Raw genomic sequence first — 24,034 nt, forward strand, 5'->3', positions numbered from 1 at the left:
GGGCGCCCCTTGTCCGGGGTCATCATCGGTTTCGGTGTCATCGCCAGCGTCGTCGTGATCGGCTACATGCTGGGGCGACTCCCGATCCTCGGGCCGGGCGCCAAGGAGGTCCTCACCAAGCTGGCGTTCTACGTGGCCAGCCCGGCGCTGCTGTTCACCATCCTGGCCGACGCGGACCTGTCGGTCCTGGTGTCCGCCCCCGTCCTGGTGACCGTACTCAGTGTCGTCGCGGTGATGGCCGCCTTCGTGGCGTTCGGCCTGGTCCGGCGCTGGGGCATCGGCCGGACCACGGTGGGCGCGCTGTCGTCCGGCTACGTCAACGCGGGCAACCTCGGCATCCCCATCGCCTCCTACGTGCTGGGCGACGCCTCGATGGTCGCCCCGGTGCTGCTGCTCCAGCTGCTGGTGATCACGCCGGTCAGCCTGACGATCCTGGACCTGCACACCGGGGGCGTGCGCGGACTCGGCCCGGTGCTGCGGCGCGCGGTGGGCACGCCCGTCCGCAACCCGGTGGTGATCGGTTCGCTGGCGGGGGTGGCCGTCTCCGCGTCGGGGTGGACGCCGCCCGGGCCGCTGATGGAGCCGTTCGAGCTGATCGGCGGCATGGCGGTCCCCGCGATGCTGCTGGCGTTCGGGATCTCGCTGCACGGCAGCGGCGTCCCCGGACGCGGGCCCGAGCGCGGACCGGTGCTGCTGGCGGTGGCGCTGAAGTCGGTCGTGCAGCCGCTGGTCGCCTGGGCCCTGGGCGCGCTGGTGTTCGGGCTGGAGGGCGTGGCCCTGTTCGCGGTGGTGGTGCTGGCCGCGCTTCCGACCGCCCAGAACGTCTTCAACTACGCCACGCTGTTCCGAACGTCGGAGGTGATGGTGCGGGAGGTGGTCCTGATCACCACGTTCCTCACGATCCCCGTCCTGTTCACCATCACCTTCCTCCTCGGGTGACTCCGGGCCCCTCAGCGACCCAAGACGCACCTGCGGCAGGTGGGTTCTGTCGCCCCAACCGCAAGCCCTCCAAGCCCCGTCAGCAACAGAATCGGACGCCCGGCAGGAACGGCCGCACCCGCGTACCCTCCCCGTATGGGACACCGTCACCCGAGCCAGCTGAAGAACCCTGACATCGCCCATGCCCGTGCCCGATGGCTGCTGCGGGCCGAACTGGCCGGTTGCGAGGAGTGCAGGGCGGAGGGTGACCGCGACGCACTGGCCGACCTGGCCGAGGGCGGTGTGTTCGACTCCCTGCTGACCGGTTTCATCCTCGCCCGCGTCCCGCAGTGGTCCACGCCCGGGCATCCGCAGACCTATCCGGCGACCGCCCACGGCCTCGCCCCGGTGGACGAGCGCGACTTCTGGCACTCCCCGACCCAGGACTGCCTGCGCGTGTGCACGGTCGACAAGCGCGGCAGGGACGTCGACACCCGCCCGGCGCTGCGGGCACTGCGGCTCATGCCCTCAGTGCACCGGACGCTCGTCCTGGACGACGTCATCGACGGCCTCTCCGAGTCGGAGGTCTGAGGTCCGGCCGGGGACGAGCGCCCCCGCACTCGTTCCGGCACCCGGCACCCCGTACCCGGATCGGAGACGCAGCCGTGTCCCGGCCAGCGCCGAGCGAACCCCTCGCGCGCGAGGTATCCGGGTCATGTGTCGGTCAAGGTCGCACAGGGAACACTGACCCACAGGGACTCGCCCCCTCCCCCTTGCGGGGCGGGTCCTCCCCCAGACGCACGGTGGCCGACCGGCGCCAACGCCCGGGGCCCGGTGACGGGTCCGCCCGAACGGTTCTTCCCGGGCACGCGAAGGGGGCCGGTGGCCGCCGCGTTCACGCGACGGGCACCGGCCCCCGGAGCAGGGCGCCCCGTCGGAGCACCCGGCCTTCCGTTCTCTTCACACCCGGGTCATCACCCCGAGCCAGAGCGCTCACCCCCGGCCCGAGACATCGGCTCCGGCTCAGATCGGTCGGCGCCAGGCCGAGCCGTGAAGCCCAGGCCACGGTGTTCGGCCACGGCCCGAGTGTTCAGCCCAGGGGCGGAGCGCTCGCCCCGGCCCGACCATGATCCCCGGCCCAGGGCGCCCGGCCCCCGGCCAGAACCGTCAGCCCCAGGCCAGGGCGGTCAGCTCCGGGTCCTCCAGCGCCGTGCCGATGTCGCGCAGCACCTTGGAGCCCAGTTCCCCGTCGACCAGGCGGTGGTCGAAGGACAGCGACAGCGTGGTCACCTTCCGGACCGCCAGCTCGCCCTCGTGCACCCACGGCATGTCCCGGATCTGCCCGAAGGCGAGGATCGCGGCCTCGCCCGGGTTGATGATCGGGGTGCCCGCGTCCACGCCGAAGACACCGACGTTGGTGATGGTGATGGTCCCCTGCGACATGTCCGCCGGACTGGTCTTGCCCGCCCGGGCGGTGTCCGTGAGCTCCTTGAGGCTCGCCGCCAGCTCGGGCAGGGTCTGGGCGTCGGCGTCCTTGATGTTGGGCACCACCAGACCGCGCTCGGTGGCGGCGGCGATCCCAAGGTTCACGTAGTCCTTGACCACGATCTCCTGGTTCTCCTCGTCCCAGGAGGCGTTGACCTCCGGGTTGCGCCGGATGGCCATGAGCAGCGCCTTGGCCACCAGCAGCAGCGGGGACACCTTGACGTCGGCGAAGTCGGGACGGGCGCGCAGCCGCGCGACCGCCTCCATGGTCTTCGTGACGTCCACCTGGAGGAACTCGGTCACGTGCGGCGCGGTGAACGCGCTGCCCACCATCGCGGCGGCCGTGTGCTTGCGCACGCCCTTGATGGGGACGCGGCGCTCGCGGGCCGACCGGTCGGTGGCCGCCGCGGGCGCGGCCTGCGGCGCGGCCTCGGCGGGCGCCTCGGGCGCCTGTGCCGCGTCGGCGGCGGCCCGGACGTCCTCGCGCGTGACGATCCCGCCGGCGCCGGTGGGCGTCACCGTCGCCAGGTCCACGCCCAGGTCACGGGCGAGCTTGCGCACCGGCGGCTTGGCCAGCGGGCGGCCCGACGCCGGAGCCGGGGCCGCGGGCGCGGCGACCACGCCCGGGGTGCCGGGCTCGGCCGCGGGCACCGGCCGGGCGGACTCCTCCGTCGGGGCGGGCCGCTCGGCCTGCGCGGGCGCCGCGGTGGGCGCCGACGAGGGCGCGGGCGGTGAGGCCGGGCCCGAGGGCGTCGGCCGACGACGGGCACGGCGCTGCGTGGAGGCCGCCTTCTCGCCGTAGCCGACCAGCGGCTTCTCCCGCTTCTCCGTCTCCTCCTCGGCGGCCGGGGCCGCTCCGGACGCCGCGCCGCCGTTCCCGGCCGGGGCGTCTCCGCCGGAGCCGTCGTCCACGGTGATGATCACCGTGCCGACGTCCACCGTCTGCCCCTCCTCGACCAGCAGTTCGCGGACGGTCCCCGCGTACGGGCTCGGCAGTTCGACCACGGCCTTGGCCGTCTCGATCTCGCAGATGTTCTGGTTGACGACGATCTCGTCGCCCGGCCGCACGAACCAGGTGAGCAGCTCGGCGTCGACCAGGCCCTCCCCGACGTCGGGCAGTCTGAACTCCCGCACGCCGCCCGTGGACGGCGCGCTCTTCTGAATCCCCATGTTCTTCGGTTTCCCCGATCCCCTAGTACGCGAACGCCCGGTCCACACCGTCCAGAACGCGGTCAAGGTCCGGAAGGTAGTGCTCCTCCAGACGAGACTGCGGATACGGCGTGTCGAAAGCGGCAACACGGATCACCGGCGATTCCAGGTGGTAGAAGCACTCCTCCGTGACGCGGGCGGCGATCTCACCACCGGGGCCGCCGCTGAGCGGCGCCTCGTGCGCGATCACCAGGCGACCGGTGCGCTTGACCGACTCCACGATGGTCGGGTAGTCGACCGGCGACAGCGAGCGCAGGTCCACCACCTCGATGGAGTGGTCGGTGTCGGCCTCGGCCGCCTGGAGGGCGGTCTTGACCATCGGACCGTACGCCAGGAGCGTCGCGTCCGTGCCGGGGCGCGCCACACGGGCGGCGCCCATCGGGGTCGCCTCCTCGATGGGGGCGGCGGTGTCGACCTCGGCCTTCTCGTAGTAGCGCCGCTTGGGCTCCAGGAAGATGACCGGGTCGTCGGACCGGATGGCCTGCTGGATCATCCAGTAGGCGTCCTCGGGGTTGGCGACGGTGACCACCCGCAGGCCCGCGGTGTGCGTGAAGTACGCCTCCGGGGACTCACTGTGGTGCTCCACCGCGCCGATGCCGCCGCCGTAGGGGATGCGCATGACGATGGGCATGCTGAGCTTACCCGCCGAGCGGCGGCGCATCTTGGCCAGCTGGGTGAAGGTCTGGTTGGCGGCCGGGAAGAAGAAGCCGTCGAACTGGATCTCGACCACCGGGCGGTAGCCGCGCATGGCCATGCCGATCGCCGTGCCGACGATCCCCGACTCGGCGAGCGGGGTGTCGATGACGCGGTCGGCGCCGAAGTCCTTGTGCAGGCCGTCGGTGACCCGGAAGACACCGCCGAGCCTGCCGACGTCCTCGCCCATGACCAGGACCTTGGGGTCGTGCTCCATGGAGGCGCGCAGGCCGGCGTTGATGGCCTTGCCGATCGTGAGGTTGGTTCCCATGGCCTAACGGCCCCCTTCGGCGCCGGCACCCTCGAACGAGGCGAGGTACTCGGCGAACTCTGACCGCTGCCGGTCGATCTGGACGTTGGGCTCTGCGTAGACCTCGTGGAAGATGTCCAGCGGCTCGGGGTCGGGCAGTGCCCGGCACTCGCTGCGCACCTGCTCACCGATGGCGTCGGCCTCGGTGTCCACGGACGCGAAGAACGCGTCGTCGGCCAGCCCGTTGTTCTCCAGGTACCGGCGCACGCGCAGGATCGGGTCCTTGGCCTTCCACTCGTCCAGCTCGGCCGACGCGCGGTAGCGGCTGGGGTCGTCGTTGGTGGTGTGGGCGCCCATCCGGTAGGTGAACGCCTCCACGAGCGTGGGGCCGTTGCCCTCGCGGGCGTTGTCCAGCGCGGCGCGGGTGACGGCCAGGCAGGCCAGGACGTCGTTGCCGTCCACGCGCACGCCCGGGAAGCCGAAGCCGGCGGCGCGCTTGTAGATGGGCACGCGGGACTGGCGCTCGGTCGACTCGGAGATGGCCCACTGGTTGTTCTGGCAGAAGAAGACCACGGGGGCGTTGTTGACCGAGGCGAAGTTGAACGCCTCGTTGGTGTCGCCCTGGCTGGTGGCCCCGTCGCCGAAGTAGGAGATGACGGCGGTGCCGTCCTCGCCGACCGCGCCGTCGCGCTGGACGCCCATGGCGTAGCCGGTGGCGTGCAGCGCCTGGCTGCCGATGACGATGGTGTAGAGGTGGAATCCGTGCTCGTGCGGGTCCCAGCCTCCGTTGGTGACGCCGCGGAACATGCCGAGCAGTTCCTTGGGAGCGATGCCGCGGCACCAGGCGACGCCGTGCTCGCGGTAGGACGGGAAGGCCATGTCGCGCTCGCCGAGCGCACGGCCGGAGCCGATCTGGGCGGCCTCCTGGCCGAGCAGGGACGCCCACAGTCCCAGTTCGCCCTGGCGCTGCAGGGAGACGGCCTCGCTGTCGACCCTGCGTACCAGGACCAGGTCCCGGTACAGCGCGCGGATCTCCTCCGCGCTGATGTCAAGGGGGTAGTCGGGGTGCCCCGTCAGTTCCCCTTCTGGTGTCAGGAGCTGGATGAGCTCCGGCTCCTCGTGCGCGGTGGTATCCGACACGTCGCTCCTCGGGTACTCGGGGCCGAATTCGCGTTGGTGAACGCTGATCGGCCGGATCACGGTCCGCCCACCCGGGGGTGGTGGGTGGAGGCGGACAGCCCTCACCACATCGTGACAGACCTCACTATGGGGAGCGCAAGCCCCCAGCGTCACCTTTTAACTTGTGGGGCCCATGATCCACGACGTCCGACCGGGCCGTTTACCAGGGCTTCCTAGCAGATACAAGGACTTCCGACTACTTTCCGGCCACGAGTCCACGAGTCCACGACAGGCGGATAGAGCCCTGTTCGGAACCACGGATGCGTCCGGTCCAGCCCGCACGAGCCAGCGCCCCGCCCTACGGGAGGTCGGCTGACTCGACTGCATCGACGATCTTTCGTCTGCCTTCCCTACGCCGCTCCCGCTTGGCCTGAAACTCCAGGACGTCTTCCAGCCGGACCATCCGATGGCGGCGGCTGCCGGGCAGGCGCTCCGACGGAATCGCTCCCTCATCCAGCAAGCGCACGACGAAGGGCCTGGACAAGCCCAGCATCTCCGCGGCTTCCGCGGGGGAGAGCGTGGTCTCGGCGGCCAGCACGCAAACCGCATGTCCGGCTGAGAGCTCACCGGCCAGTACGAGGTACCCCGAGGTTTCCGGACAGGTTGCACAACACGCTGAGAGGCGACACGGGTTCAGTGCCGCCGGCATCATCAGGAGTCGGCTCCGAACTGTTGCTTGACCCGCGACGGGCCGGGGAACTCCGCAGGGACGGCGTCCATGTGGATCTCGTTGACACGACGGCCCAGCCACTTGTTGGAGTTGCGGCGCATTCCCTGACGGCGGAAGCCCGCGCGCTCGTAGGCGGTGATCGCCCCGGCGTTGGGTTCCAGGACGGTCAGGTAGACGCACTCCAACCCGGTGACGTGGAAGGCGTAGTCCAGCACCAGAAGGGTCGCCTCGGTACCGACCCCCTTGCCTCGGGCTTCGGGGGCTCCGATGGCCACGGTGTACTCGGCGACGTCCAGTCCCAGGTCGAGCAGGAGCATGGCTGTGCCCACCGGAAGCGGTTCGGGACCGTCCGTGGCGTAGACGGTGAACTTGATCTGCCGGTCGGGGGAGGACTCGTAGGCGCTGGTGTAGATCTCCCGGGTGGTCGCGATCTGCTGGGGAGTCTGCCGGTTGTATCCGACGATGGTGGGAATGCGCTGCTCCCACCGCCAGTAGTCCTCCATCAGGTCGGAGCGGATCGGGCCGATACCGGCCCGGTCACCGTGCAGCCAGAGCTCAGGTTCGTTCATGCGTGTCCTCTTCTTGCTCTCGTGGATGTGGCGCAACGGTCAGGAGCGTCTGGAAGCGCTGCGTGGATGCGGGTTCGGCGATCAGGTTTCCGTCGCTCGTGCGTATCCAGGCGTGGAACTCGATGGGGTCGGCACAGACTCCGTGACACCAGGTGACGTGTCGTCCGATCAGGGCCAGTGCGAGCACCGTGGCCACCGACTCTTCCAGGCATGCGACGCGCACGGGCAGAAACAACCCGATCCACCGAACCGCGCTGTGGACCCTCTCGGCCTCGGCCGGAGTCGCTTCCTGCGTACGGACGCGCAGTGCCTGACGCAGAAGCCACAGCGCCCGTGACATGGTGCGGTTCTTCCGGCCGAAACAGCGCACCAGGAGCGTGAGGGCCAGTGCCGGGGCGGCGAGCAGCAGATGGGCAGTGGTCGGGCGTGGAGACGGATGCCACCCGTAGTCGAGCTCCTGGCTTCCCCAGCTCGGACGCCACCGCGGGCCCGGGGTGACAGGTGACTGTGGTCGTGCGCGGCTCAAAGCGGCGCTGGTTCTGCCGTTCGCATAGTCCACAGTGACGGTGGCCGTGTCCAGGGCACAGACGATGGCGGGGGCACGCTCGACTCGGCGCCGGCTCATACGTGTTCACCTACCGGAGCCGGAGTCCAGTTCGTGGACGGGTGGCGTGTGAGTGCGCGCAACCACGCCTCCGCGGACACCGCGGCTTCGACCGGGTACAGGTCGGCTCGGATGCCCGCGGCGGTCTCTTCGAGGACGCCGTCGAAACGTTCGGGATCCATCAACCCCAGGTCCTCCAGGCGTCCACGCATGAGTTGGCGGAGGTCCGGTAGGGCCCGGCGCAGGCCCCCGAAGTGATCGGGGCAGGCGTCCCCCTTGGTCGTGCGTCTCGCAAGACGGGAGGGGAACAGGTCGTGCATCGCGTCGGCCATGAAGGGCTTGTACCGGGCGGGTCCGGGCAGGTCGTGGGGCGGTATCGACAGGCACAGGTCGACCAGGCGGGAGTCGAAGTACGGGTTGTGGAGGTGGACACCGCAGACCTTGGCGAGTTGGCCGTCGGCTCGGGCTGTACGCCCCGCCACCAGGACCGAGTCCACGAACTCCCGTTGGTTACCTGTGGCGAGAGGAAAGAGCTCGTGCAAAGCGCCTGGAGGCGGTTCCACGGCCTCCTTGGCCACGCGCCACCACGAGGTCCGCCGGGTGTGCGCCCACAGGGCTGTTTCCTTCACGGCTCGCCAGGGTTGTCCGCTACGGACCAGATCGGTCAGGTGTGCGGTTCGGGTGAGGAGCAGGCCGTCCCCTCCGTCCCCGGTCAGATGCACGGTTCGGCCATGTTCACGGGACGACCAGCGGAGCTGTTTCGTCAGATAAGCGTGAGAAACGGCTGAGGGAGGTGGCTCGTCCGCCGCGGCCAGCGCGTCCATCCGCTGGTACGGAGCGTCCTCTTCACTCAGGGGCAGCCACTCGTGGCGGATGCCCCGCCTGCGCCCGGCTTCGCGTGCGTAGTCCAGGTCTCCGCCGCGGGTGATTCCGGTGGGGTGCACGGTCACACCGAGGATGGAACGCCCGGACCGGTGCAGACGCTCCCCGGCGATGAGCGCCAACGCGGTGGAGTCGAAGCCTCCGGAGAGGTCACAGCTGAGCGGGAGCCCACCGGACAGACGTGTGTGGACCGCCGATTCGAGTTCGGCGCGGAGTACGGCAGGCAGGTCGCTTCGGTGCTGGAGCTCTGGTTTCCACATCCGCTCGATCCGCGTCGATCCGTTCCGGTCGATGGTGAGGCGGTGCCCTGGCGGGATCCGGGCCACGTCGGCGAAGTAGGAGCGCTCGACCACGGCCTCCGCGCCGGCGGGGCCGTGGAGCCTTGCCCGCAGTTGCTCCAGGTCCGGGGCGTACCCGGTCCGGGAAGCGAGCAGCAGGGAACTTGACGCCCACAGAGTGCCGGTTTTCGTGGTGTGGACGTAGATGGGCCAGGCCCAGCCGAGATCGGTCCACACCATGGTGCGTTCCGGCTCCCGGCAGACGAGCGTGTAGCTCCCCGACCAGCGTCGGGCGACGTCGTCGGGGGCTCCGGCAGCGGCGATTTCCGCGAGCTGTGCGTCAGTGGCGCCGCAGGGGCCGAAGACCGAGATCCGGCGCTCGCGGTGCCTGACCGTGCGCAGCTCTCGGGGCGGCCAGTCGTCACTGGCCCACAGTGTGGGGGAATCGGAGGTGAGGAATCGAGCCTGGCTGGGGCGCAGGGATGGGCAGGACGCGCTTGCCGTGCCGCCGAACCACATAGAACTCTCCCGATCTGGTGAGAGGGGCGCCCACCGACTGCGGTGGGCGCCCGGGAGGGTTTCAGTTGTAGGGCTGGCGCTTGGCCTCGGAACTGGACTTGCCGATCCCTTCGGTCAGTTCGGCCACATCGCCCAGGTCGATCTCGGTCTGGGGCTCAGGGGTCACCGGGGCGTGTTCTTCGCTGGGAACCACGCGGTCCTCCTCGCTCGGATGGAGTTCTTCTCGACCGCACCAGCCGGATTCCGTACTGGTGCTTCCAGGTTCTGAGGCTAGGGAGAGGCTGAAGCGATGAGAAGCGGAATACACAGCTATACGAGAGGTTCCGGAGACCGTCAGGCGGGGGTGAATAGACGTGAATACGGCGGCCTATTCTCCGCTGAGGGAGTCGATGGCGCGCAGGATCAGGGCGCGGGCCTCCTGCCCGTACCTGGCCGCCTGCGCGCACAGGTCGAAGGCCCGTGTGTACTGCTCGACCTCGCTGGAGTGGGTGAGGCGCAGTTCCGCTGACAGGGTCTCGACGGTGACGAGCCGGTCGTCGTGAATCCAGAAGCCGTGCCCCGGGTCGAAGACCACGCGCTGGTCGAACGGGATGATGCCCAGGGAGACATTGGAGAGCGCTGAAACCGCGGTGAGCCGGTCGAGCTGTTCCACCATGGCGTCACGGTCGGTGTAGCGGGTGTGGAGCACGCCTTCGGTGATGAGGAAGCGGAATCTCTTGCGCCTGCTGTACAGGATTTCCTGGCGTTGGAGGCGTTTACGGACCGCCTCGTCCACTCCGATGGACACCCCGCGAAAGCTCGCATACCGGTCGAGCACCGCCCGGATGTAGGGCTCCGTTTGCAGGATTCCCGGGATGACCGTGCACTCGTACACCCTGCGGTTCCGCGTCTCGGAGTCCCTGCCGAGGACCTCGTTCTGTGGGCCCTGCATGCCCGAACGCTCCTGGAGCCGCCACTCGACGTACATCGATTCCAGGACGCGGAGCCGGTCCACGATCTCCTCGGCAGCCCTTTCCCGGCCGCATGCGTCAGCCCATGCCCGTACCTCCGAGCTGGTGGGGATCTGGCGGCCGGTCTCCAAACGGGAGACCTTGGGCTGGCTCCAGCCCACCGACTCCGCGAGCTGCGAACCGGTCAGGCCGGCGCTGGTTCGCAGCTCACGGAGGCTCCGCCCGATCTCGTGGCGGGCTCGTTCGAGGGAGTAGGACACCTACGCAGTAAACCGCTTCCTGGACGCGGGGTCGTATTCGCTGTGGGGGATCGCGTAGTGCCAGGCGATGTCACGCCATTGGCAGTGTCGGGCGACGGTTGCCGGGTCGTCGATGACCTCGTACTCGTAGGGGGCGTCGTCCTCGTCGAAGTGCAGGACGCACACCCAACGGCTGTCGAAGAGCCAGAAGTCGCTCTGCGGTAGCTGTTCGACCGCCGGGTGGTGGCGGGGGAGCCAGCGGATGTCCTCCCCGGACTCCTCGTTGAACCGGGTTGCGGCGTGCTCCCAGCGAATGTAGTCGCTCAGCGGTTCGCTGACCACGCGGACCCGTTGCCAGAGCTTCCCTGCCTTGCGGGCCTCGCGGACGTTGCGGTGCCAGGCAGAAGTGCGGGCGTGCTTCTCTTCGAGGGAGGTGTCGCCGGTGCGCAGCCAGTACTCGAACTCCTCGCGCTCACCGGAGACGTTGTACCGGTCCCGGGTCTCCAGCTTCCAGGTGGTGTGCTCGAAGTCGAGGAACTGCTGCGCGAACTCCTCTCTGCTGAGGAGCTTGCTCACGGGGAGCCCTCCTTACGAGCGAAGCGCAGGAGCTTTTCAGGGATCTCCACCACGGTCTCGTCGTCGGCGAGATCGCGCAGGTCAGCGAGGGCTTCGGGATCGGTGACCTTGTACCCCTGCACCACGATGGTGCCTCGGTCGGTCCGGTACAGGGTCGGACAGTCGCCGTCCCGGCTGTCAGTACCCAGGAACTCCAGGCGCATGGCATCAAGCCTCTCGGATAGTCACGGATATTCACAGCACATTCATGGTCGACGACAGAAAGCATCGTGACAACTGCTCAGGGTGTCCGAAGTCGGCCAGAAATGACTGCGTCAACTCGAATCCCGAGCACAGTTCCCTCGGCATCGGTGCCCTCCCTGGACTGCCGATCACTCACCGAGCTCTGCGGCCGCACCGGGCCCCGCGCTGCCGGTGCGGCCGTTCGGGTGGGTTCTGTCGGGTCGGTTGGAGTGGTCAGCCCAGGAGGGCGACCAGGTTCTGGCCCACCGCTCCGGCCGTGACGGCCAGGGCGTAGCCGGTGACGAGGAGGCCGATCCGGCGGCGGGGCTTGCGATGGCCGGCCGGGCGGCGGGGGCGGTCCGACCTACGCGGGAGCGGCGGAGGCGGCGCGTGCTCCCTGCGGGGGCGAGGGATCGACACTGGGCGTTCGGGATCGGCGTCCTCGGCGGGCTCGCGTGCCGGTTGCGGAGCGGAAGCGGGTTTCGGTTCGGGAGTGTGGTCGGGGACGTCGTCCTGACGCCGGCAGGATTCGGAGGACTCGGCCCTTCGCATCCACTCGGGCAGGTCCCCGTGGGCGAACCGGCGACGCAGCCCGGGGGTGTCGGGCATCTGCGCGAGGAGTTCACGTTCCCTCGGGGTTCGCCCCAGGGAGACCAGCGGCGGGAGCGGCTCGGGTGCCCGACCGCCTGAGGAATGCACTTCCGGGCGGATTCCGGGACGGAGCGCGGGGCGACTGAAGCGTCGGCCTCGGGGAGCGTCCAGGACTCGGCGCAGGTCCAGGGGGATGGTCTCGGTGCTCATCGGGCGCCTCCGCAGACACACGGGGCAGAGGACACGGCGGTGGCGGTGGGGTAGGTGAACTCGGCCCACAGCACCGTGCCCAGCACGCTCATCGAGTCCGGTTCGGCCCAGCGCTGGACGCCCCACTCGTCCGCGAGCTGGTGGATGAGCCGGAGGCCGCGTCCTGACTCGGCCTGTTCCCAGCTCTCCACCGTTCGCCGCGCGGACGGGAACATCGGACGGGCGTCCAGAGGGCCGTCGTCGATGACGGACAGCCGCAGAGTGGTCTCGCGACCCATCACGATCGGCGTGGAGAGCATCCGGATCACTGCGCCGCCGTGGCGCTGGGATCGGGAATGGGTCACGGCATTGGCGAACGCCTCGCTCGCGCAGAGCTCGACGTCCTCACGGAGGTGGTGGGGAACCCCGGCGAGGGATTCGAGGTCAGAGCGCAGCTCCGCCCGGAAGCGGGGGCAGGTGGAGGGCGTTCCGGGGTACTGGCGCGCTTCCCAGCGCCGTCCCGGATAGGCGGGCGTGGGCATCTGAGGGAGAATGGACACGTCGGCAACTCCTGTTCGAGGGATGGTTGTCGGCTTGGCCCCGGGGGGTGGTGCTACACCCGCCGGGGTTTCTCATGCCACCGGAGTGACACTGAAGCTCAGCGCCACTGCTGATGTACGCAACGATAGAAACTTATGGCATAACCGTCAACACATATGCAATAAGTCCGTCAAGGTCTTGCTCCGCCAGACATGAGGGGTCAGGTACACCCCGGCGCTACGGTGGGACGCGAGTACACGTCATGCCGGAAGGGGCACGCTGGATGAGCACCCTCGAACCGCCTCGTGCGCGGTACAAACAGGTGGCCGCGCTACTGCGCGACGCCATCCGGAGGGGTGACTACGCGCCAGGCAGCACGCTGCCCAGCCAGCCGGACCTCGCTCGGGAGTACGGGCTCAACCAGAGCTCCATCAGTCGGGCGGTGTCCATGCTCCAGGCCGAGGGATGGGTTCGGACCGAGCACGGCCGCGGATCCGTCGTCCTGGAGATGCCGACCGTCAAACGTGTTCGGAAGATCGACCGTGACTACCGTTCCCCGCACGGCGGCAGCTCCTACGCCGAAGAGCTCACGGACGCGGGGCTGACACCCCGCACCGAGCTCGTCCGTTGGGGCGAGGAAGCACCCAGCGAAGAGATCTCCGAGGCCCTCCAGATCACCCCTGAGGACACGGTGCTTGTGCGCAAGCGGCACATGTTCGCCGACGAGAAGCCCGTTCAGCTCGCCATCTCCCACATCCCCATGCAGGTCGCTGGCAGCACCGAAATCGCCATGCCCGACACTGGCCCCAGTGGCATGTACGAGCGGCTGGCCCAACGCGGTTTCGGGCCGGTCCGCTTCTCCGAGGACATCGAGGTGCGCGGGGCGACCGCAGAGGAGTCCGCTTTCCTCGACATCGCCCAGGGGCAACCCGTCTTCCAGGTCATGCGCACTGCTTTCGACAGCGAAGGCCGACCGGTCGAAGCCTGCTTGAACGTCCTCGCCGCACTGCGCTGGCGCCTCACCTACACCTGGGATCAGCCACGATGAACGACGGTGTTCTGCACAGTGTCAGCGTCAGCGCGATCGTGGTGCGCCCCGAGGACGGGAAGGTCCTCGTCATTCAGCGTGCTGACGACGAGCGGTGGGTTCCGCCGGGCGGTGTCCTGGAGCTCGTGGAGACCCCCGAGCAGTGCGCGGTTCGTGAGGTGTGGGAAGAGACCGGGGTCCAGGTCCGGCCGCTGCGGCTGACCGGGGTCTACAAGAACATGAAGCTCGGCGTGGTCTCCCTGGGTCTGCTGTGCGAACCGATCGGCGGCCAGGCCCGACCCAGCGACGAGGCGTTGTCCGTGGCCTGGCTTGAGCCCGAAGAGGCGATCCGTGCCGCCCCCGAGGCCCGGGGTATCCGCATCGCCGACGCGCTGTCCAACGGAGGTCCCTTCATCCGCGTCCATGACGGAACCCATCTGTTGGCCAGTACCGCCGAGGAAGACCTTGGCTGACGCAGGGCTCACAGCGTTGCGGGTGGAGTCCGGTGGCTCCACCCGTGGCGGTCGCTGTGCCGTGTCTCTGCCTGGTGTCGGTTCCGGCAACCGAACCGAGCGCGTCGTAGCACTCCACTACGCTGATCGACGTGATTACAGGCGAGCTGAAGAGCAAGATCGATCGCCTCTGGGACGCGTTCTGGTCCGGAGGAATCTCCAATCCCCTCGAAGTGATCGAACAGATCACCTACCTGATGTTCCTCCGCAGGCTGGAGGACATCCAGAAGGCCAAGGAGAAGAAGAGCCAGCGCACGGGCAAGCCGATCGAGGACCCCCTCTACACGGCCGATACCCAGGCTCTGCGCTGGGCCGAGCTCCAGGAGCTCTCCCCGGACACCCTCTACGAGATGATGGACAAGGGCGTCTTCCCCTGGCTGCAACGGCTCGGTGGCGATGGCTCCACCTACGCGCACCACATGCGGGACGCCCGGTTCACCATCCCCAACGCGAACCTGCTCACCAAGGCCTTCGACATGATCGACGGCCTCCCGCTCGGCGACGGCGACGTCCAGGGCGACCTGTACGAGTACATGCTGAGCAAGATCGCCACCGCCGGGCACAACGGTCAGTTCCGTACCCCCCGGCACATCATCCAGCTCATCGTGGCGATGATGAACCCCGGTCCGCAGGACGAGATCTGCGACCCCGCATGCGGCACGGCGGGCTTCCTGGTCGCCGCTTCCGAGCACATGCGCGCCGAGCACAGCGATGCCCTGCTGGAAGCCACCAACCAGAAGCACTTCCACAACAGCATGTTCCACGGCTTCGACTTCGACAGCACCATGCTGCGCATCGCGAGCATGAACATGCTGATGCACGGGGTGGAGCAGCCGGACATCCGGTACCGCGACTCGCTCGCCGAGAGCGTCGCGGAGGAGGCGGAACGCTACTCGCTCATCCTCGCCAACCCGCCGTTCGCCGGAAGCCTGGACTACGAGAGCACCGCCAAGGACCTCCAGCAGATCATCAAGACGAAGAAGACGGAGCTGCTCTTCCTCCCGCTCTTCTTGCGTCTGCTCAAGCCCGGTGGCCGCGCGGCCGTCATCGTGCCAGAGGGTGTGCTTTTCGGTAGCAGCAAGGCGCACAAGGCCATCCGCGAAATCCTCGTGGAGGACCAGAAACTGGACGCCGTGGTGAAGCTGCCCAGCGGTGTCTTCAAGCCGTACGCGGGTGTGTCCACGGCGATCCTCTTCTTCACCAAGACCAACTCCGGCGGCACGGATAACGTCTGGTTCTACGACGTCGCCGCCGATGGTTTCAGCCTCGATGACAAGCGAACTCCGCTGCTCTCTGAGGACAAGCTCGGTGCCCTCTCTGAGGACCTGGAAGCAACAGAGCATGAGAAGAATAACCTGCCGGACGTACTGGCCCGGTGGTCACGTCGAGACGGCGGTGAGCAGGATCGCGCCCGCACCGAGCAGAGTTTCTGTGTGCCCAAGAAGGACATCGCTGCTCAAGACTACGACCTGAGCCTGAACCGGTACAAGGAAGTCGTATATGAGGAAGAGCACCACCGGGAGCCGCTGGAGGTCATCAAGGAACTTGAGGCCCTGGAAAAAAAGATTCAGCAGGAGCTTGCCGCACTGAAGGGGGTGCTGTGATGACCCTCCGAACCACCACCCTGGGTGATCTCACCACTATCAATCCCAAGCATGAAAAGGGCACGACCCCGGACACCCCCGTTTCCTTTGTCGGGATGTCTGATGTTGACGCGAAGTCGGCTTCGGTCACCCACGAAGAAATCCGCTCCTTCGAGGAGACTTCCAAGGGCTTCACACGGTTCAAGAAAGGTGACATTCTTCTCGCCAAGATCACCCCCTGCTTTGAGAACGGGAAGATTGCTCAAGCCACGATCAGCGAATCTTTGGGGTCCGGTTCAACCGAGTTTCATGTGATCCGAGCGCACGAAGCATCTGCCGACCCTCGGTTCCTCCTCCATATGCTTCGTCACCCTAAAGTCCTTTTCGATGGCGAGCGCAAGATGACCGGAAGCTCAGGACACCGGCGAGTCCCCGAGTCCTACGTAGCCAGCATCGCCATCCCGAATTACCCACTAGAGACTCAAGGGAAGATCGGGGAAGCACTCGACACCCTCGAATCCCTCAGGGCAATGCGCCGAAATTCGCTCGAACTTCTCGATGAACTCGCACAGTCCATCTTCCTTGACATGTTTGGCGACCCGATCCGCAACACGAAGGACTGGGGAACCGAGAAGCTTGGAGATCTGGCCCGCATCATCCGGGGCGCTTCACCTCGCCCTAAAGGGGATCCCCGCTACTTTGGCGGGCCCATCCCTTGGCTGATGATCTCCGATGTCACACGCACCCAAGGGAACACAGTAACGAATATCCGAGAGGGAGTCACAGAAGCAGGAAGAGACAAAAGCGTTTACCTGCCAAAGGGGAGCTTGATTCTCACAAACAGCGCCACCGTTGGAGTTCCCAAGTTTCTCGGAGTAGACTCATGCATCCATGACGGATTTCTGGGAATCCTCGACATCTCCCCCAAAATCAACAAAGAGTATCTCTACAACCTCTTTCTACTCAATCGAGAGCGCATCTCACAAATGGCACCGGAAGGTACTCAAAAAAACCTTAATACTGGAATTGCCAAATCTCTCGAAATACCGATACCTCCTATTGAGAAACAAGACGCCTTCGTTGAAAGAATCCGGCAGATTTCTCTCTTGAGGGAGTCGCACCAATCCCATCTCGCGCACCTGGACGAACTCTTCGCCTCTGTTCAGCAGCGGGCGTTTGACGGCGCCCTGTGGGACGATCGGGACATAGCCTCATAGCGAAACAGCGCTCCGCCCATCCCCCGCACCCACAACTTCATAACCCCGCTGCCGCCCCATCCCGTCGTCCAACCCCCACGTCCACCTCCGGGAAAGGTGCCTGGTGAGCAACTTCGACTTCCTCAGAGCCGAATGGCCCGACCTCCACAACGAGGCGATCCGTGCCGAACGCCTCGCGGTCGCGGACCCGCGCGTCTCCTGCTTCTATGCCCGTCGCACGCTCGAACTGGCCGTGAACTGGCTCTACGAGGCCGATGACACCCTGCGGACCCCCTACCAGAGCGATCTCGCCGCGCGGATCGCCGAACCCACCATGGTGAACCTGGTCGGTCCGGCGATCCGCACGAAGATGGACCTCATCCGCCGCCAGGGCAACGCCGCCGTGCACCGCCCCGGGCCGGTCTCGCACCAGGACTCCACCCGCACCGCCGTCGAGCTCTTCCACGTCCTGTACTGGCTGGCCCGCCACTACACCCGGACCCCCGACAACGCGCCCGCCTCCGGGCTGTCCTTCAAGCGCGACGTCATCCCCACCCCGGTGCCCGCCGAGGTCCGCCGCAAGAAGCAGGCCGAAGTCCAGAAGATGGCCGAGGACTTCGCCCGCCAGCAGGACGAACTCGCCAAGGCCCAGCGCCGCAACAAGGATCTGGACGCCGAAGTCCTGCGCCTGCGCGCACAGGTCAAGGAAGCCAAGGCGGCCAACGCCACCGTCCCCGACCAGCACGACTACAACGAGGCCGACACCCGCACCCACATCATCGACCTGCTCCTCCGGGAAGCCGGTTGGGTGCTCACCAACCCCGAGGACCGCGAGTACCCCCTCACCGGCCTGCCGACCTCCACCGGGGAGGGCCGGGCCGACTACGTCCTGTGGGACGACAACGGCAGACCCCTGGCCGTGGTCGAGGCCAAGCGCACCACCAAGGACGCCCGGGACGGGCAGCAGCAGGCCAAGGCCTACGCCGACGCCCTCGAAGCGAAGTTCGGCCAGCGACCGGTCATCTTCTGCACCAGCGGTTACCGCACCTTCGTCTGGGACGACCACTTCGGCTACCCGCCGCGCGAGGTCCACGGCTTCTACACCAAGGACGAGCTGCGCACGCTCATCATGCGCAGGGCGGGCCGCCAGGCCCTGGCCGGTGTGGAGATCAACGCCGACATCGCCGGACGCCACTACCAGGCCCGCGCCATCCGCCGGATCGCGGAGACCTTCGCCGACGACAAACAGCGCCAGGCCCTGCTGGTGATGGCCACCGGCGCGGGCAAGACCCGCACCGTCATCGCCCTGGTGGACCTGCTCAACCGGGCCGGGTGGATCAAGCGCGTCCTCTTCCTCGCCGACCGCACCGCCCTGGTCAACCAGGCCCTCGGGGCATTCAAGCAGCACCTGCCCAGCACCCCGGTCGTCAACCTGGTGGAGGAGAAGAACACCGAGGCGCGCGTCTACGTGTCCACCTACCCGACGATGATGGGGCTGATCAACGACGCCTCCGACGAGGTCCGCAAGTTCGGCCCCGGCTACTTCGACCTGGTCGTCATCGACGAGGCCCACCGGTCCGTCTACCAGAAGTACGGCGCGATCTTCGAGTACTTCGACGCGCTCCTGGTCGGGCTGACCGCCACCCCCAAGGACGAGATCGACCGCAACACCTACCGGCTCTTCCACCTGGAGGACGGCGTCCCCACCGACGTCTACAGCCTGGACGAGGCCATCCAGGAGAAGTATCTGGTGGGCCCCACCACCATCGACGTGCCGCTGAAGTTCCCCCGCGAGGGCATCAAGTACGACGAGCTGTCCGAGGAGGACCAGGAGGCCTGGGACCTCACCGAGTGGGACGACGACGAGGGCGCGCCCGACGAGATCACCGCGGACGAGGTCAACAAGCACCTGTTCAACAAGGACACCATCGACAAGGCGCTCCAGACCGTCATGGCCTACGGCGCCAAGGTCGAGGGCGGCGACCGGCTCGGCAAGACGATCGTCTTCGCCCGCAACACCAAGCACGCGCACTTCATCGTGGAGCGCTTCAACGACCTCTACCCCGACCTCGGCGGCGACTTCGCGCAGGTCATCACGCACAACACCAGCTACGCGCAGGCCACCCTGGACAAGTTCTCCAGGCGCGACTCACCCCCGTACATCGCGGTGTCGGTGGACATGCTCGACACCGGGGTGGACATCCCCGAGGTCGTCAACCTGGTGTTCGCCAAGCTGGTGCGGTCCAAGACCAAGTTCTGGCAGATGATCGGGCGCGGAACCCGGCTCTGCCCGGACCTGTTCGGCCCCGGCGACGACAAGTCGGGGTTCCTCGTCTTCGACATGGGCCGCAACGTGGAGTTCTTCAATCAGAACCTGCCCGCGGCCGAGGGGCGGACCCAGCCCTCCCTGCGGGAGCGGGTCTTCCGCAAGCGTGTGGAGCTGCTGCACGGCCTGGACAGCGGCGGACCGGCAGCGGCCGAGACCGGCCAGGCCACAACCGAGCAGGCCACCCCCGAGGCCCCCGGTTCCGCTCCGGCCGCCCCCGGCACCGCTCCGGAGGAGCCCGCCGACGAGCCGTCCCTGCGCCGCTCCCTGGCGGAGCGCCTCCAGTCGGAGGTGGCGGGCATGAACCACCGCAACGTCGAGGTCCGCCGCCAGCTGGAGCGGGTGGAGGCTTACCAGGACCCGGCGGCGTGGCAACCGATCACCGCCGACAAGCGCGACGAGCTCATCGAGACGCTCGCGCCGCTGCCGACCGAGTTCAAGGAGGACGAGAACAGCCAGGAGGCCAAGCGGTTCGACCTGCTGGCGCTGCGTCTGCAACTGGGCGTGCTGGAGCCCGAACCCGGCTTCGACAAGCTCCGCCAACAGGTCCAGGACATCGCCGAGGCCCTGCTCGACCCCACCACGATCAACAACCCCGTGGTGGCCAAGCACCGTGAACTCCTCGCCGACCTGGCCACCGACGCCTGGTGGGAGGACGTCACCCTGCCGATGCTGGAGCTCATGCGCCGGCGCGTGCGCGGCCTGGTCCGGCTCATCCCGAAGACGCGTCGAGGGATCGTCTACTCCGACTTCGAGGACGAGCTCGGCGAACTCACCGAGACCGAGCTCAGGGACCTGGACATCGGTGGCGGCTGGACCAGGTTCGAGCTCAAGGTCCGCACCTACGTGCACAGCCACGGCGACGACCTGTCCGTGCAGAAGCTGCTGCGCAACAGGCAGCTCACCAGCGCCGACATCGACCACTTCACGCGGGTGTTCCTGGACGGCGGTTTCGGGACCGAGGGCGACATCGAGCGGGCCGAGGAGGAGCACGGCGGCCTCGGCCTGTTCCTGCGCTCCCTCACCGGGTTGGAGCGGGACGCGGTCGCGGCCGCCTTCGACGAGTTCCAGGCAGGGCACAACCTCACCGGGACCGAACTGCACTTCCTGAAGCTCATCATCGACTACGTGGCCAAGAACGGCTTCCTGGACGTCGGTGACCTCTACGAGCCGCCGTTCACGAGTGTGTCGCCGAGCGGCCCCGAAGGGGTGTTCGGTGACGCCAAGGTGGACGCGATCCAGGAGATCCTCAACCGGATCAAGGCGACCGCGATCCCGCCGGAGGCCGCCGCCGGGTGACCTTCCTTCCCCCGTCGATGAGGGCCCGGCCGTACCGGGTGGGTCCTCATCAGGGGTGCTCTCTCCGGCCTCTCAGGACGCACCTGGGCCACAGACTCGGAGACAGCGCCCTCAGGGCCGGGTGAGGCCGTGGCGAGTCACACGCCGGCTCTCCGAATGCTTCGGTCGGGCCTCCGCATCGCCGACGCCCAAGCGAACGGCGGGCCCTTCGGAGTCCTTCCCTGGAACGGCCTGATTCGGGCCCGGTTTCCGGGCGCGGCCCAAGGTTTCTGGTCACGGCGGAAGCACCGGCGTCGACTCTGGATCACTGCCGGTGCGTTTTCCGTTGAAGCGGCGCCGGTCCGCGCGGATTCACGGTGCGCCGCGTATTCGACGGCTGTCTCCCCACCCAAACCTCGGGAGCACACCGGGTCGTCTTCCGGGCGCACCCACAGGACACCTCCCGAGCGCTTTCCGCCGGGACGGCTACGAGGTGGTGGCCGCGGCCTCGGCGGGGACGCGCATCCCGCGCTCCCGGCCGTAGTCGGCGAGCATCTCGCGGAGCTGGCGGCGGGCCCGGTGCAGTCGCGACATCACGGTCCCCAGCGGGGTGCCCATGCGCGCGGCGACCTCCTTGTAGGCGTAGCCCTCGATGTCCACGAGGTAGATGACCTCCTGGAACTCCTCGGGCAGCCGCGCGAGCGCCTGCTTGATGTCGGAGTCGGGCAGGTGGTCGAGGACCTCGTTCTCGGCCGAGCGCATACCGGAGGACGTGTGCGCCTCCGCGGCGGCGAGCTGCCAGTCCTTGATCTCGTCGGTGGTCTCCTGGCGCGGTTCGCGCTGCTTCTTGCGGTATCCGTTGATAAAGGTGTTGGTCAAGATCCTGTAGAGCCAGGCACGTAGGTTCGTGCCGGCGCGGAACTGGTGAAAATTGGCGAAGGCCTTAGCGAACGTCTCCTGGACGAGGTCTTCTGCGTCGGCCGGGTTGCGGGTCATCCGCAGGGCCGTGGGATAGAGCTGGTCGGCGAACGGTGTGACCGCGGTGGCGAAGTCGAGCGTCTGCTCGCCGTCACGGGTCTCACCGGTCGTGGAGGTCTGGTCCAATTCGATAGTCGCCAAGATTCCCCCTCGGGACGACCGGACGATCACTTCCACCCTGTTAGACGCCGCCGCACGCTTCCAATGATGACAGCTATCCGAGTGATTCGAGTCACGAACGTACCGAAAGCGTCGCCAGTCCCGGTCAGTGTCGGGTAAAGAAGCCGCGGGCTCGGGGCTCTCAGGCTCCCTGCCCCGACGACGGCGGTCGAATCCCCACCGCGGCGGACGGCCCCGAGACCACGCACGGCCACGCGTGTCGCTCCCCGCACGGGGCGGCGGCTCCCGGCGGCGCGGGACCGCGCCGTGTCGTACGCTTACGTCGCCCCCTCCGACCAGTCAGGAGTGGCGCCCGCCCGTTCCGTGGCAGGCGAGTCCGGCATACCCCGTTTTCTTGTGGAGGACCCTGTGGCCCGCGTCGTGGTTGACGTCATGCTCAAGCCGGAGATCCTGGACCCCCAGGGCCAGGCGATCGCCGGGGCCTGCTCCCGGCTGGGCTTCGAGGGGGTCGCCCAGGTCCGCCAGGGCAAGCGCTTCGAGGTCGAGGTCGAGGGCGAGGTCGACGACGCCAAGCTGGCCGACGTCCGCCGCCTGGCCGAGACCGTCCTGGCCAACACCGTCATCGAGGACTTCGAGGTCCGCGTCGACGCCTGACCCTCCGGGGCGGGTCCGAACGCTCCCGAGCACCGTTCCCGCGGTCGCCCTCCCGCGGTCGCCGCCACCACGGCGACCGACACGGGCACCCGGTGCGGCGTTTGGTGCCGGATTTCCACAGCCGTGTCCTCTACCGGACACGGCTGTTCGTTTTGCCCCATCCGGGGTCGGGAAGGTTCCCTACAGCGACAGTCGATCACGACAACGGAGCACGCGAGGTGCATGCATGGACGCCGCTTTCTCGCTCTCCCTCCCTCGTCAGGCGTACACGGTCGCCGTCGTCCGCGACGTCCTCGGCACACTCCTGCACCGCGCGGGCCTGTGCCGTGACTGTGTGGACGACGTCCTGCTGGCCTCCTCGGAGGCCTGCGCGAACGCGGTCGAGTACGGAACACCCGCTCGCGAGTACGTGGTCGAGGCCGAGCTCGACGACGACTGGTGCGAGTTGCGCGTCTCCCATCCGGGACGGGCGCCGGACGACACCGAGCTCGCCGCCCGGTTCACCCGCGAACGCACGCCCCTCCCCGGCCTCGAAGCAGAGTCGGGCAGGGGCATTCTCTTGATGCGCTACCTCATGGACGAGGTCGCCTTTCGGAGCGAGCCCCGGACCACGGTCCTGCTGCGCAAGCACATCACCCGGTGCGACCGTCCCTCCATGGGGGGCCACCGGATCCCGGAGATGCGCTACGCGACGCTCTGACCCCGGGAAGAGGCCCGGCCCGCCATCCCCGCACCCGAGCTCGCCACACCTCGCGTACCGTCCGCGCGAGGTGTGGCGTTCGTCCGTCCACGGGGTGACGCGCGCCACGACCCCTGTCGGGTCGCACACCGCGTACCCGCCACCGGGGCGCCGCGTTCGGACGATCCTCCAGGCCAGGCCCCGCGGCCGGGGGTGACCGTCGTACCCGACTACAGGCGAGCGGGTACGCTGCGGAGTGCGGACGCGCCGTCGACCGGGCGTGTTCCGTGGAGTCGGTCACGCCTCCACGGCGCGCGACCCAGGACTGGCACCGATGTCTCCCTGCCGAACAACCGATGCCTCCCCCGCACGCGGGGGATGCGCCTTCCCGGAGTGTGCTCATGACAGCCCGTGTGGGTGTCGTAACCTTCCCAGGCTCCCTCGACGACAAGGACGCCGCGCGCGCCGTCGCGCTGGCGGGCGCCGAGCCGGTCGCCCTCTGGCACGCCGACGCCGACCTCAAGGGCGTGGACGCGGTCGTCCTGCCCGGCGGGTTCTCCTACGGCGACTACCTGCGCTGCGGCGCCATCGCCCGGTTCGCGCCCCTGATGTCCGAACTGGTCCCGGCCGCCCGCTCGGGCGCCCTGCCGGTCCTGGGCATCTGCAACGGATTCCAGATCCTGTGCGAGAGCCACCTGCTGCCCGGCGCCCTCACCCGCAACTCCTCGCTGAGGTTCGTCAACCGCGACCAGGTGCTGCGCGTGGAGAACACCTCCACCGCGTGGACCAACGCCTACGACGAGGGCCAGGAGATCCTGGTGGTGCTCAAGAGCGGTGAGGGCAGCTACGTGGCCGACGAGGCCACCCTGGACGAGCTGGAGTCCTCCGGCCGCGTCGTGGTCCGCTACGTCGGCGACGACCCCAACGGGTCGCGCCGCGGCATCGCCGGGATCACCAACGAGCACGGCAACGTCGTCGGCCTGATGCCGCACCCCGAACACGCGGTCGAGGCCCTGACCGGCCCCTCCACCGAGGGACTCGGATTCTTCACCTCGATCCTCGCCCGACTGGCCGCCGGTACGCCGGTACGCGCCTGACCCGCACCTCGACTGGGGGGA

General features: G+C 68.1%; 24 protein-coding genes. 10 read left to right on the forward strand and 14 right to left on the reverse strand.

Annotated features, from left to right (window positions below; genetic code table 11):
* Positions 1-9 precede the first annotated feature (9 nt).
* Both ADL05_RS23640 and ADL05_RS23645 read left to right on the forward strand, forming a co-directional pair.
* Positions 10-939: an AEC family transporter gene (locus ADL05_RS23640; RefSeq protein WP_053619200.1), complete on the forward strand. Its 930-nt coding sequence runs from the start codon at positions 10-12 to the stop codon at positions 937-939.
* A gap of 135 nt (positions 940-1,074) precedes the next feature.
* The gene (locus tag ADL05_RS23645) at positions 1,075-1,509 is read left to right on the forward strand and encodes a hypothetical protein (RefSeq protein WP_053619201.1); all 435 of its coding nucleotides are present in this window, start codon (positions 1,075-1,077) and stop codon (positions 1,507-1,509) included.
* A gap of 576 nt (positions 1,510-2,085) precedes the next feature.
* On the opposite strand, the gene ADL05_RS23650 is transcribed toward ADL05_RS23645, so the two are convergent.
* From ADL05_RS23650 to ADL05_RS23700, 13 genes are all read right to left on the reverse strand, one after another.
* Positions 2,086-3,573 (reverse strand): dihydrolipoamide acetyltransferase family protein, encoded by a 1,488-nt coding sequence (locus ADL05_RS23650; RefSeq protein WP_053619202.1) that lies wholly within the window; start codon positions 3,571-3,573, stop codon positions 2,086-2,088.
* Positions 3,574-3,595: 22 nt separating this feature from the next.
* Positions 3,596-4,576 (reverse strand): alpha-ketoacid dehydrogenase subunit beta, encoded by a 981-nt coding sequence (locus ADL05_RS23655; protein WP_053619203.1) that lies wholly within the window; start codon positions 4,574-4,576, stop codon positions 3,596-3,598.
* 3 nt (positions 4,577-4,579) lie between these two features.
* Positions 4,580-5,695, reverse strand: a complete 1,116-nt coding sequence (gene pdhA, locus ADL05_RS23660) for a pyruvate dehydrogenase (acetyl-transferring) E1 component subunit alpha (RefSeq protein WP_053619204.1) — start codon at positions 5,693-5,695, stop codon at positions 4,580-4,582.
* A gap of 337 nt (positions 5,696-6,032) precedes the next feature.
* On the reverse strand, positions 6,033-6,272 hold the full coding sequence (locus tag ADL05_RS23665) for a helix-turn-helix domain-containing protein (RefSeq protein WP_053619205.1): 240 nt from the start codon (positions 6,270-6,272) through the stop codon (positions 6,033-6,035).
* A 113-nt stretch (positions 6,273-6,385) separates the two neighbouring features.
* On the reverse strand, positions 6,386-6,973 hold the full coding sequence (locus ADL05_RS23670) for a GNAT family N-acetyltransferase (protein ID WP_053619206.1): 588 nt from the start codon (positions 6,971-6,973) through the stop codon (positions 6,386-6,388).
* Complete coding sequence (locus ADL05_RS30000) at positions 6,960-7,598, reverse strand: lasso peptide biosynthesis B2 protein (protein ID WP_082376815.1); 639 nt, start codon at positions 7,596-7,598, stop codon at positions 6,960-6,962. Before ADL05_RS30000 ends, ADL05_RS23670 begins: the two co-directional genes overlap by 14 nt.
* A complete protein-coding gene (locus ADL05_RS23675; protein WP_053619207.1) occupies positions 7,595-9,256 on the reverse strand; it encodes an albusnodin/ikarugamycin family macrolactam cyclase in 1,662 nt (553 codons plus the stop codon). Before ADL05_RS23675 ends, ADL05_RS30000 begins: the two co-directional genes overlap by 4 nt.
* Positions 9,257-9,317: 61 nt before the next feature.
* Positions 9,318-9,449 carry an albusnodin family lasso peptide gene (locus tag ADL05_RS30755; protein ID WP_231640885.1) on the reverse strand — a complete coding sequence of 44 codons (132 nt, stop codon included), beginning with the start codon at positions 9,447-9,449 and terminating at the stop codon, positions 9,318-9,320.
* Positions 9,450-9,623: 174 nt separating this feature from the next.
* Positions 9,624-10,466, reverse strand: a complete 843-nt coding sequence (locus tag ADL05_RS23680; protein ID WP_053619208.1) for a helix-turn-helix transcriptional regulator — start codon at positions 10,464-10,466, stop codon at positions 9,624-9,626.
* The gene (locus ADL05_RS23685; protein WP_053619209.1) at positions 10,467-11,021 is read right to left on the reverse strand and encodes a DUF6879 family protein; all 555 of its coding nucleotides are present in this window, start codon (positions 11,019-11,021) and stop codon (positions 10,467-10,469) included. It abuts the gene before it with no gap.
* Entirely contained in the window at positions 11,018-11,224 is a 207-nt protein-coding gene (locus tag ADL05_RS23690) for a hypothetical protein (protein ID WP_053619210.1), read from the reverse strand. Before ADL05_RS23690 ends, ADL05_RS23685 begins: the two co-directional genes overlap by 4 nt.
* Before the next feature lie 253 nt (positions 11,225-11,477).
* Positions 11,478-11,852 carry a hypothetical protein gene (locus ADL05_RS31265; protein ID WP_053619211.1) on the reverse strand — a complete coding sequence of 125 codons (375 nt, stop codon included), beginning with the start codon at positions 11,850-11,852 and terminating at the stop codon, positions 11,478-11,480.
* Positions 11,853-12,040: 188 nt separating this feature from the next.
* The gene (locus ADL05_RS23700) at positions 12,041-12,583 is read right to left on the reverse strand and encodes an ATP-binding protein (protein ID WP_053619212.1); all 543 of its coding nucleotides are present in this window, start codon (positions 12,581-12,583) and stop codon (positions 12,041-12,043) included.
* Positions 12,584-12,846: 263 nt separating this feature from the next.
* Here ADL05_RS23700 and ADL05_RS23705 point away from each other — a divergent pair, with 263 nt between their 5' ends.
* The 5 genes from ADL05_RS23705 (at position 12,847) to ADL05_RS23720 (ending at position 20,506) form a co-directional block, all read left to right on the forward strand.
* Entirely contained in the window at positions 12,847-13,611 is a 765-nt protein-coding gene (locus tag ADL05_RS23705; RefSeq protein ID WP_053619213.1) for a GntR family transcriptional regulator, read from the forward strand.
* Positions 13,608-14,063, forward strand: a complete 456-nt coding sequence (locus ADL05_RS23710; RefSeq protein ID WP_053619214.1) for an NUDIX domain-containing protein — start codon at positions 13,608-13,610, stop codon at positions 14,061-14,063. Before ADL05_RS23705 ends, ADL05_RS23710 begins: the two co-directional genes overlap by 4 nt.
* 131 nt (positions 14,064-14,194) lie before the next feature.
* Positions 14,195-15,706, forward strand: a complete 1,512-nt coding sequence (locus ADL05_RS23715) for a class I SAM-dependent DNA methyltransferase (RefSeq protein ID WP_053619215.1) — start codon at positions 14,195-14,197, stop codon at positions 15,704-15,706.
* Positions 15,706-16,902: a restriction endonuclease subunit S gene (locus ADL05_RS30005; protein WP_082376819.1), complete on the forward strand. Its 1,197-nt coding sequence runs from the start codon at positions 15,706-15,708 to the stop codon at positions 16,900-16,902. Before ADL05_RS23715 ends, ADL05_RS30005 begins: the two co-directional genes overlap by 1 nt.
* A gap of 103 nt (positions 16,903-17,005) precedes the next feature.
* On the forward strand, positions 17,006-20,506 hold the full coding sequence (locus ADL05_RS23720) for a DEAD/DEAH box helicase family protein (protein ID WP_053619216.1): 3,501 nt from the start codon (positions 17,006-17,008) through the stop codon (positions 20,504-20,506).
* Between the two features lie 465 nt (positions 20,507-20,971).
* On the opposite strand, the gene ADL05_RS23725 is transcribed toward ADL05_RS23720, so the two are convergent.
* Positions 20,972-21,604, reverse strand: a complete 633-nt coding sequence (locus ADL05_RS23725; RefSeq protein WP_053619217.1) for a sigma-70 family RNA polymerase sigma factor — start codon at positions 21,602-21,604, stop codon at positions 20,972-20,974.
* Between the two features lie 387 nt (positions 21,605-21,991).
* On the opposite strand from ADL05_RS23725, the gene purS reads away from it, so the two are divergent.
* The 3 genes from purS to purQ all read left to right on the forward strand — a co-directional run bounded on the left by purS (position 21,992) and on the right by purQ (position 24,013).
* Entirely contained in the window at positions 21,992-22,237 is a 246-nt protein-coding gene (gene purS / locus ADL05_RS23730) for a phosphoribosylformylglycinamidine synthase subunit PurS (RefSeq protein WP_053619218.1), read from the forward strand.
* 226 nt (positions 22,238-22,463) lie between these two features.
* On the forward strand, positions 22,464-22,937 hold the full coding sequence (locus tag ADL05_RS23735) for an ATP-binding protein (protein WP_053619219.1): 474 nt from the start codon (positions 22,464-22,466) through the stop codon (positions 22,935-22,937).
* Between the two features lie 380 nt (positions 22,938-23,317).
* A complete protein-coding gene (gene purQ / locus ADL05_RS23740) occupies positions 23,318-24,013 on the forward strand; it encodes a phosphoribosylformylglycinamidine synthase subunit PurQ (RefSeq protein WP_053619220.1) in 696 nt (231 codons plus the stop codon).
* Positions 24,014-24,034 lie beyond the last annotated feature (21 nt).

The organism is Nocardiopsis sp. NRRL B-16309, from assembly GCF_001279585.1.
Lineage (GTDB): Bacteria > Actinomycetota > Actinomycetes > Streptosporangiales > Streptosporangiaceae > Nocardiopsis.

Bases quoted from the DNA above. Each gene is read 5' to 3' on its own strand.
- ADL05_RS23645 (WP_053619201.1), top strand. From the start codon at position 1,075: ATGGGACACCGTCACCCGAGCCAGCTGAAGAACCCTGACATCGCCCAT.
- ADL05_RS23650 (WP_053619202.1), bottom strand. From the start codon at position 3,573: ATGGGGATTCAGAAGAGCGCGCCGTCCACGGGCGGCGTGCGGGAGTTC.
- ADL05_RS23655 (WP_053619203.1), bottom strand. From the start codon at position 4,576: ATGGGAACCAACCTCACGATCGGCAAGGCCATCAACGCCGGCCTGCGC.
- ADL05_RS23670 (WP_053619206.1), bottom strand. From the start codon at position 6,973: ATGAACGAACCTGAGCTCTGGCTGCACGGTGACCGGGCCGGTATCGGC.
- ADL05_RS30000 (WP_082376815.1), bottom strand. From the start codon at position 7,598: ATGAGCCGGCGCCGAGTCGAGCGTGCCCCCGCCATCGTCTGTGCCCTG.
- ADL05_RS23675 (WP_053619207.1), bottom strand. From the start codon at position 9,256: ATGTGGTTCGGCGGCACGGCAAGCGCGTCCTGCCCATCCCTGCGCCCC.
- ADL05_RS23690 (WP_053619210.1), bottom strand. From the start codon at position 11,224: ATGCGCCTGGAGTTCCTGGGTACTGACAGCCGGGACGGCGACTGTCCG.
- ADL05_RS31265 (WP_053619211.1), bottom strand. From the start codon at position 11,852: ATGCCCGACACCCCCGGGCTGCGTCGCCGGTTCGCCCACGGGGACCTG.
- ADL05_RS23705 (WP_053619213.1), top strand. From the start codon at position 12,847: ATGAGCACCCTCGAACCGCCTCGTGCGCGGTACAAACAGGTGGCCGCG.
- ADL05_RS23710 (WP_053619214.1), top strand. From the start codon at position 13,608: ATGAACGACGGTGTTCTGCACAGTGTCAGCGTCAGCGCGATCGTGGTG.
- ADL05_RS30005 (WP_082376819.1), top strand. From the start codon at position 15,706: ATGACCCTCCGAACCACCACCCTGGGTGATCTCACCACTATCAATCCC.
- ADL05_RS23735 (WP_053619219.1), top strand. From the start codon at position 22,464: ATGGACGCCGCTTTCTCGCTCTCCCTCCCTCGTCAGGCGTACACGGTC.
- purQ (WP_053619220.1), top strand. From the start codon at position 23,318: ATGACAGCCCGTGTGGGTGTCGTAACCTTCCCAGGCTCCCTCGACGAC.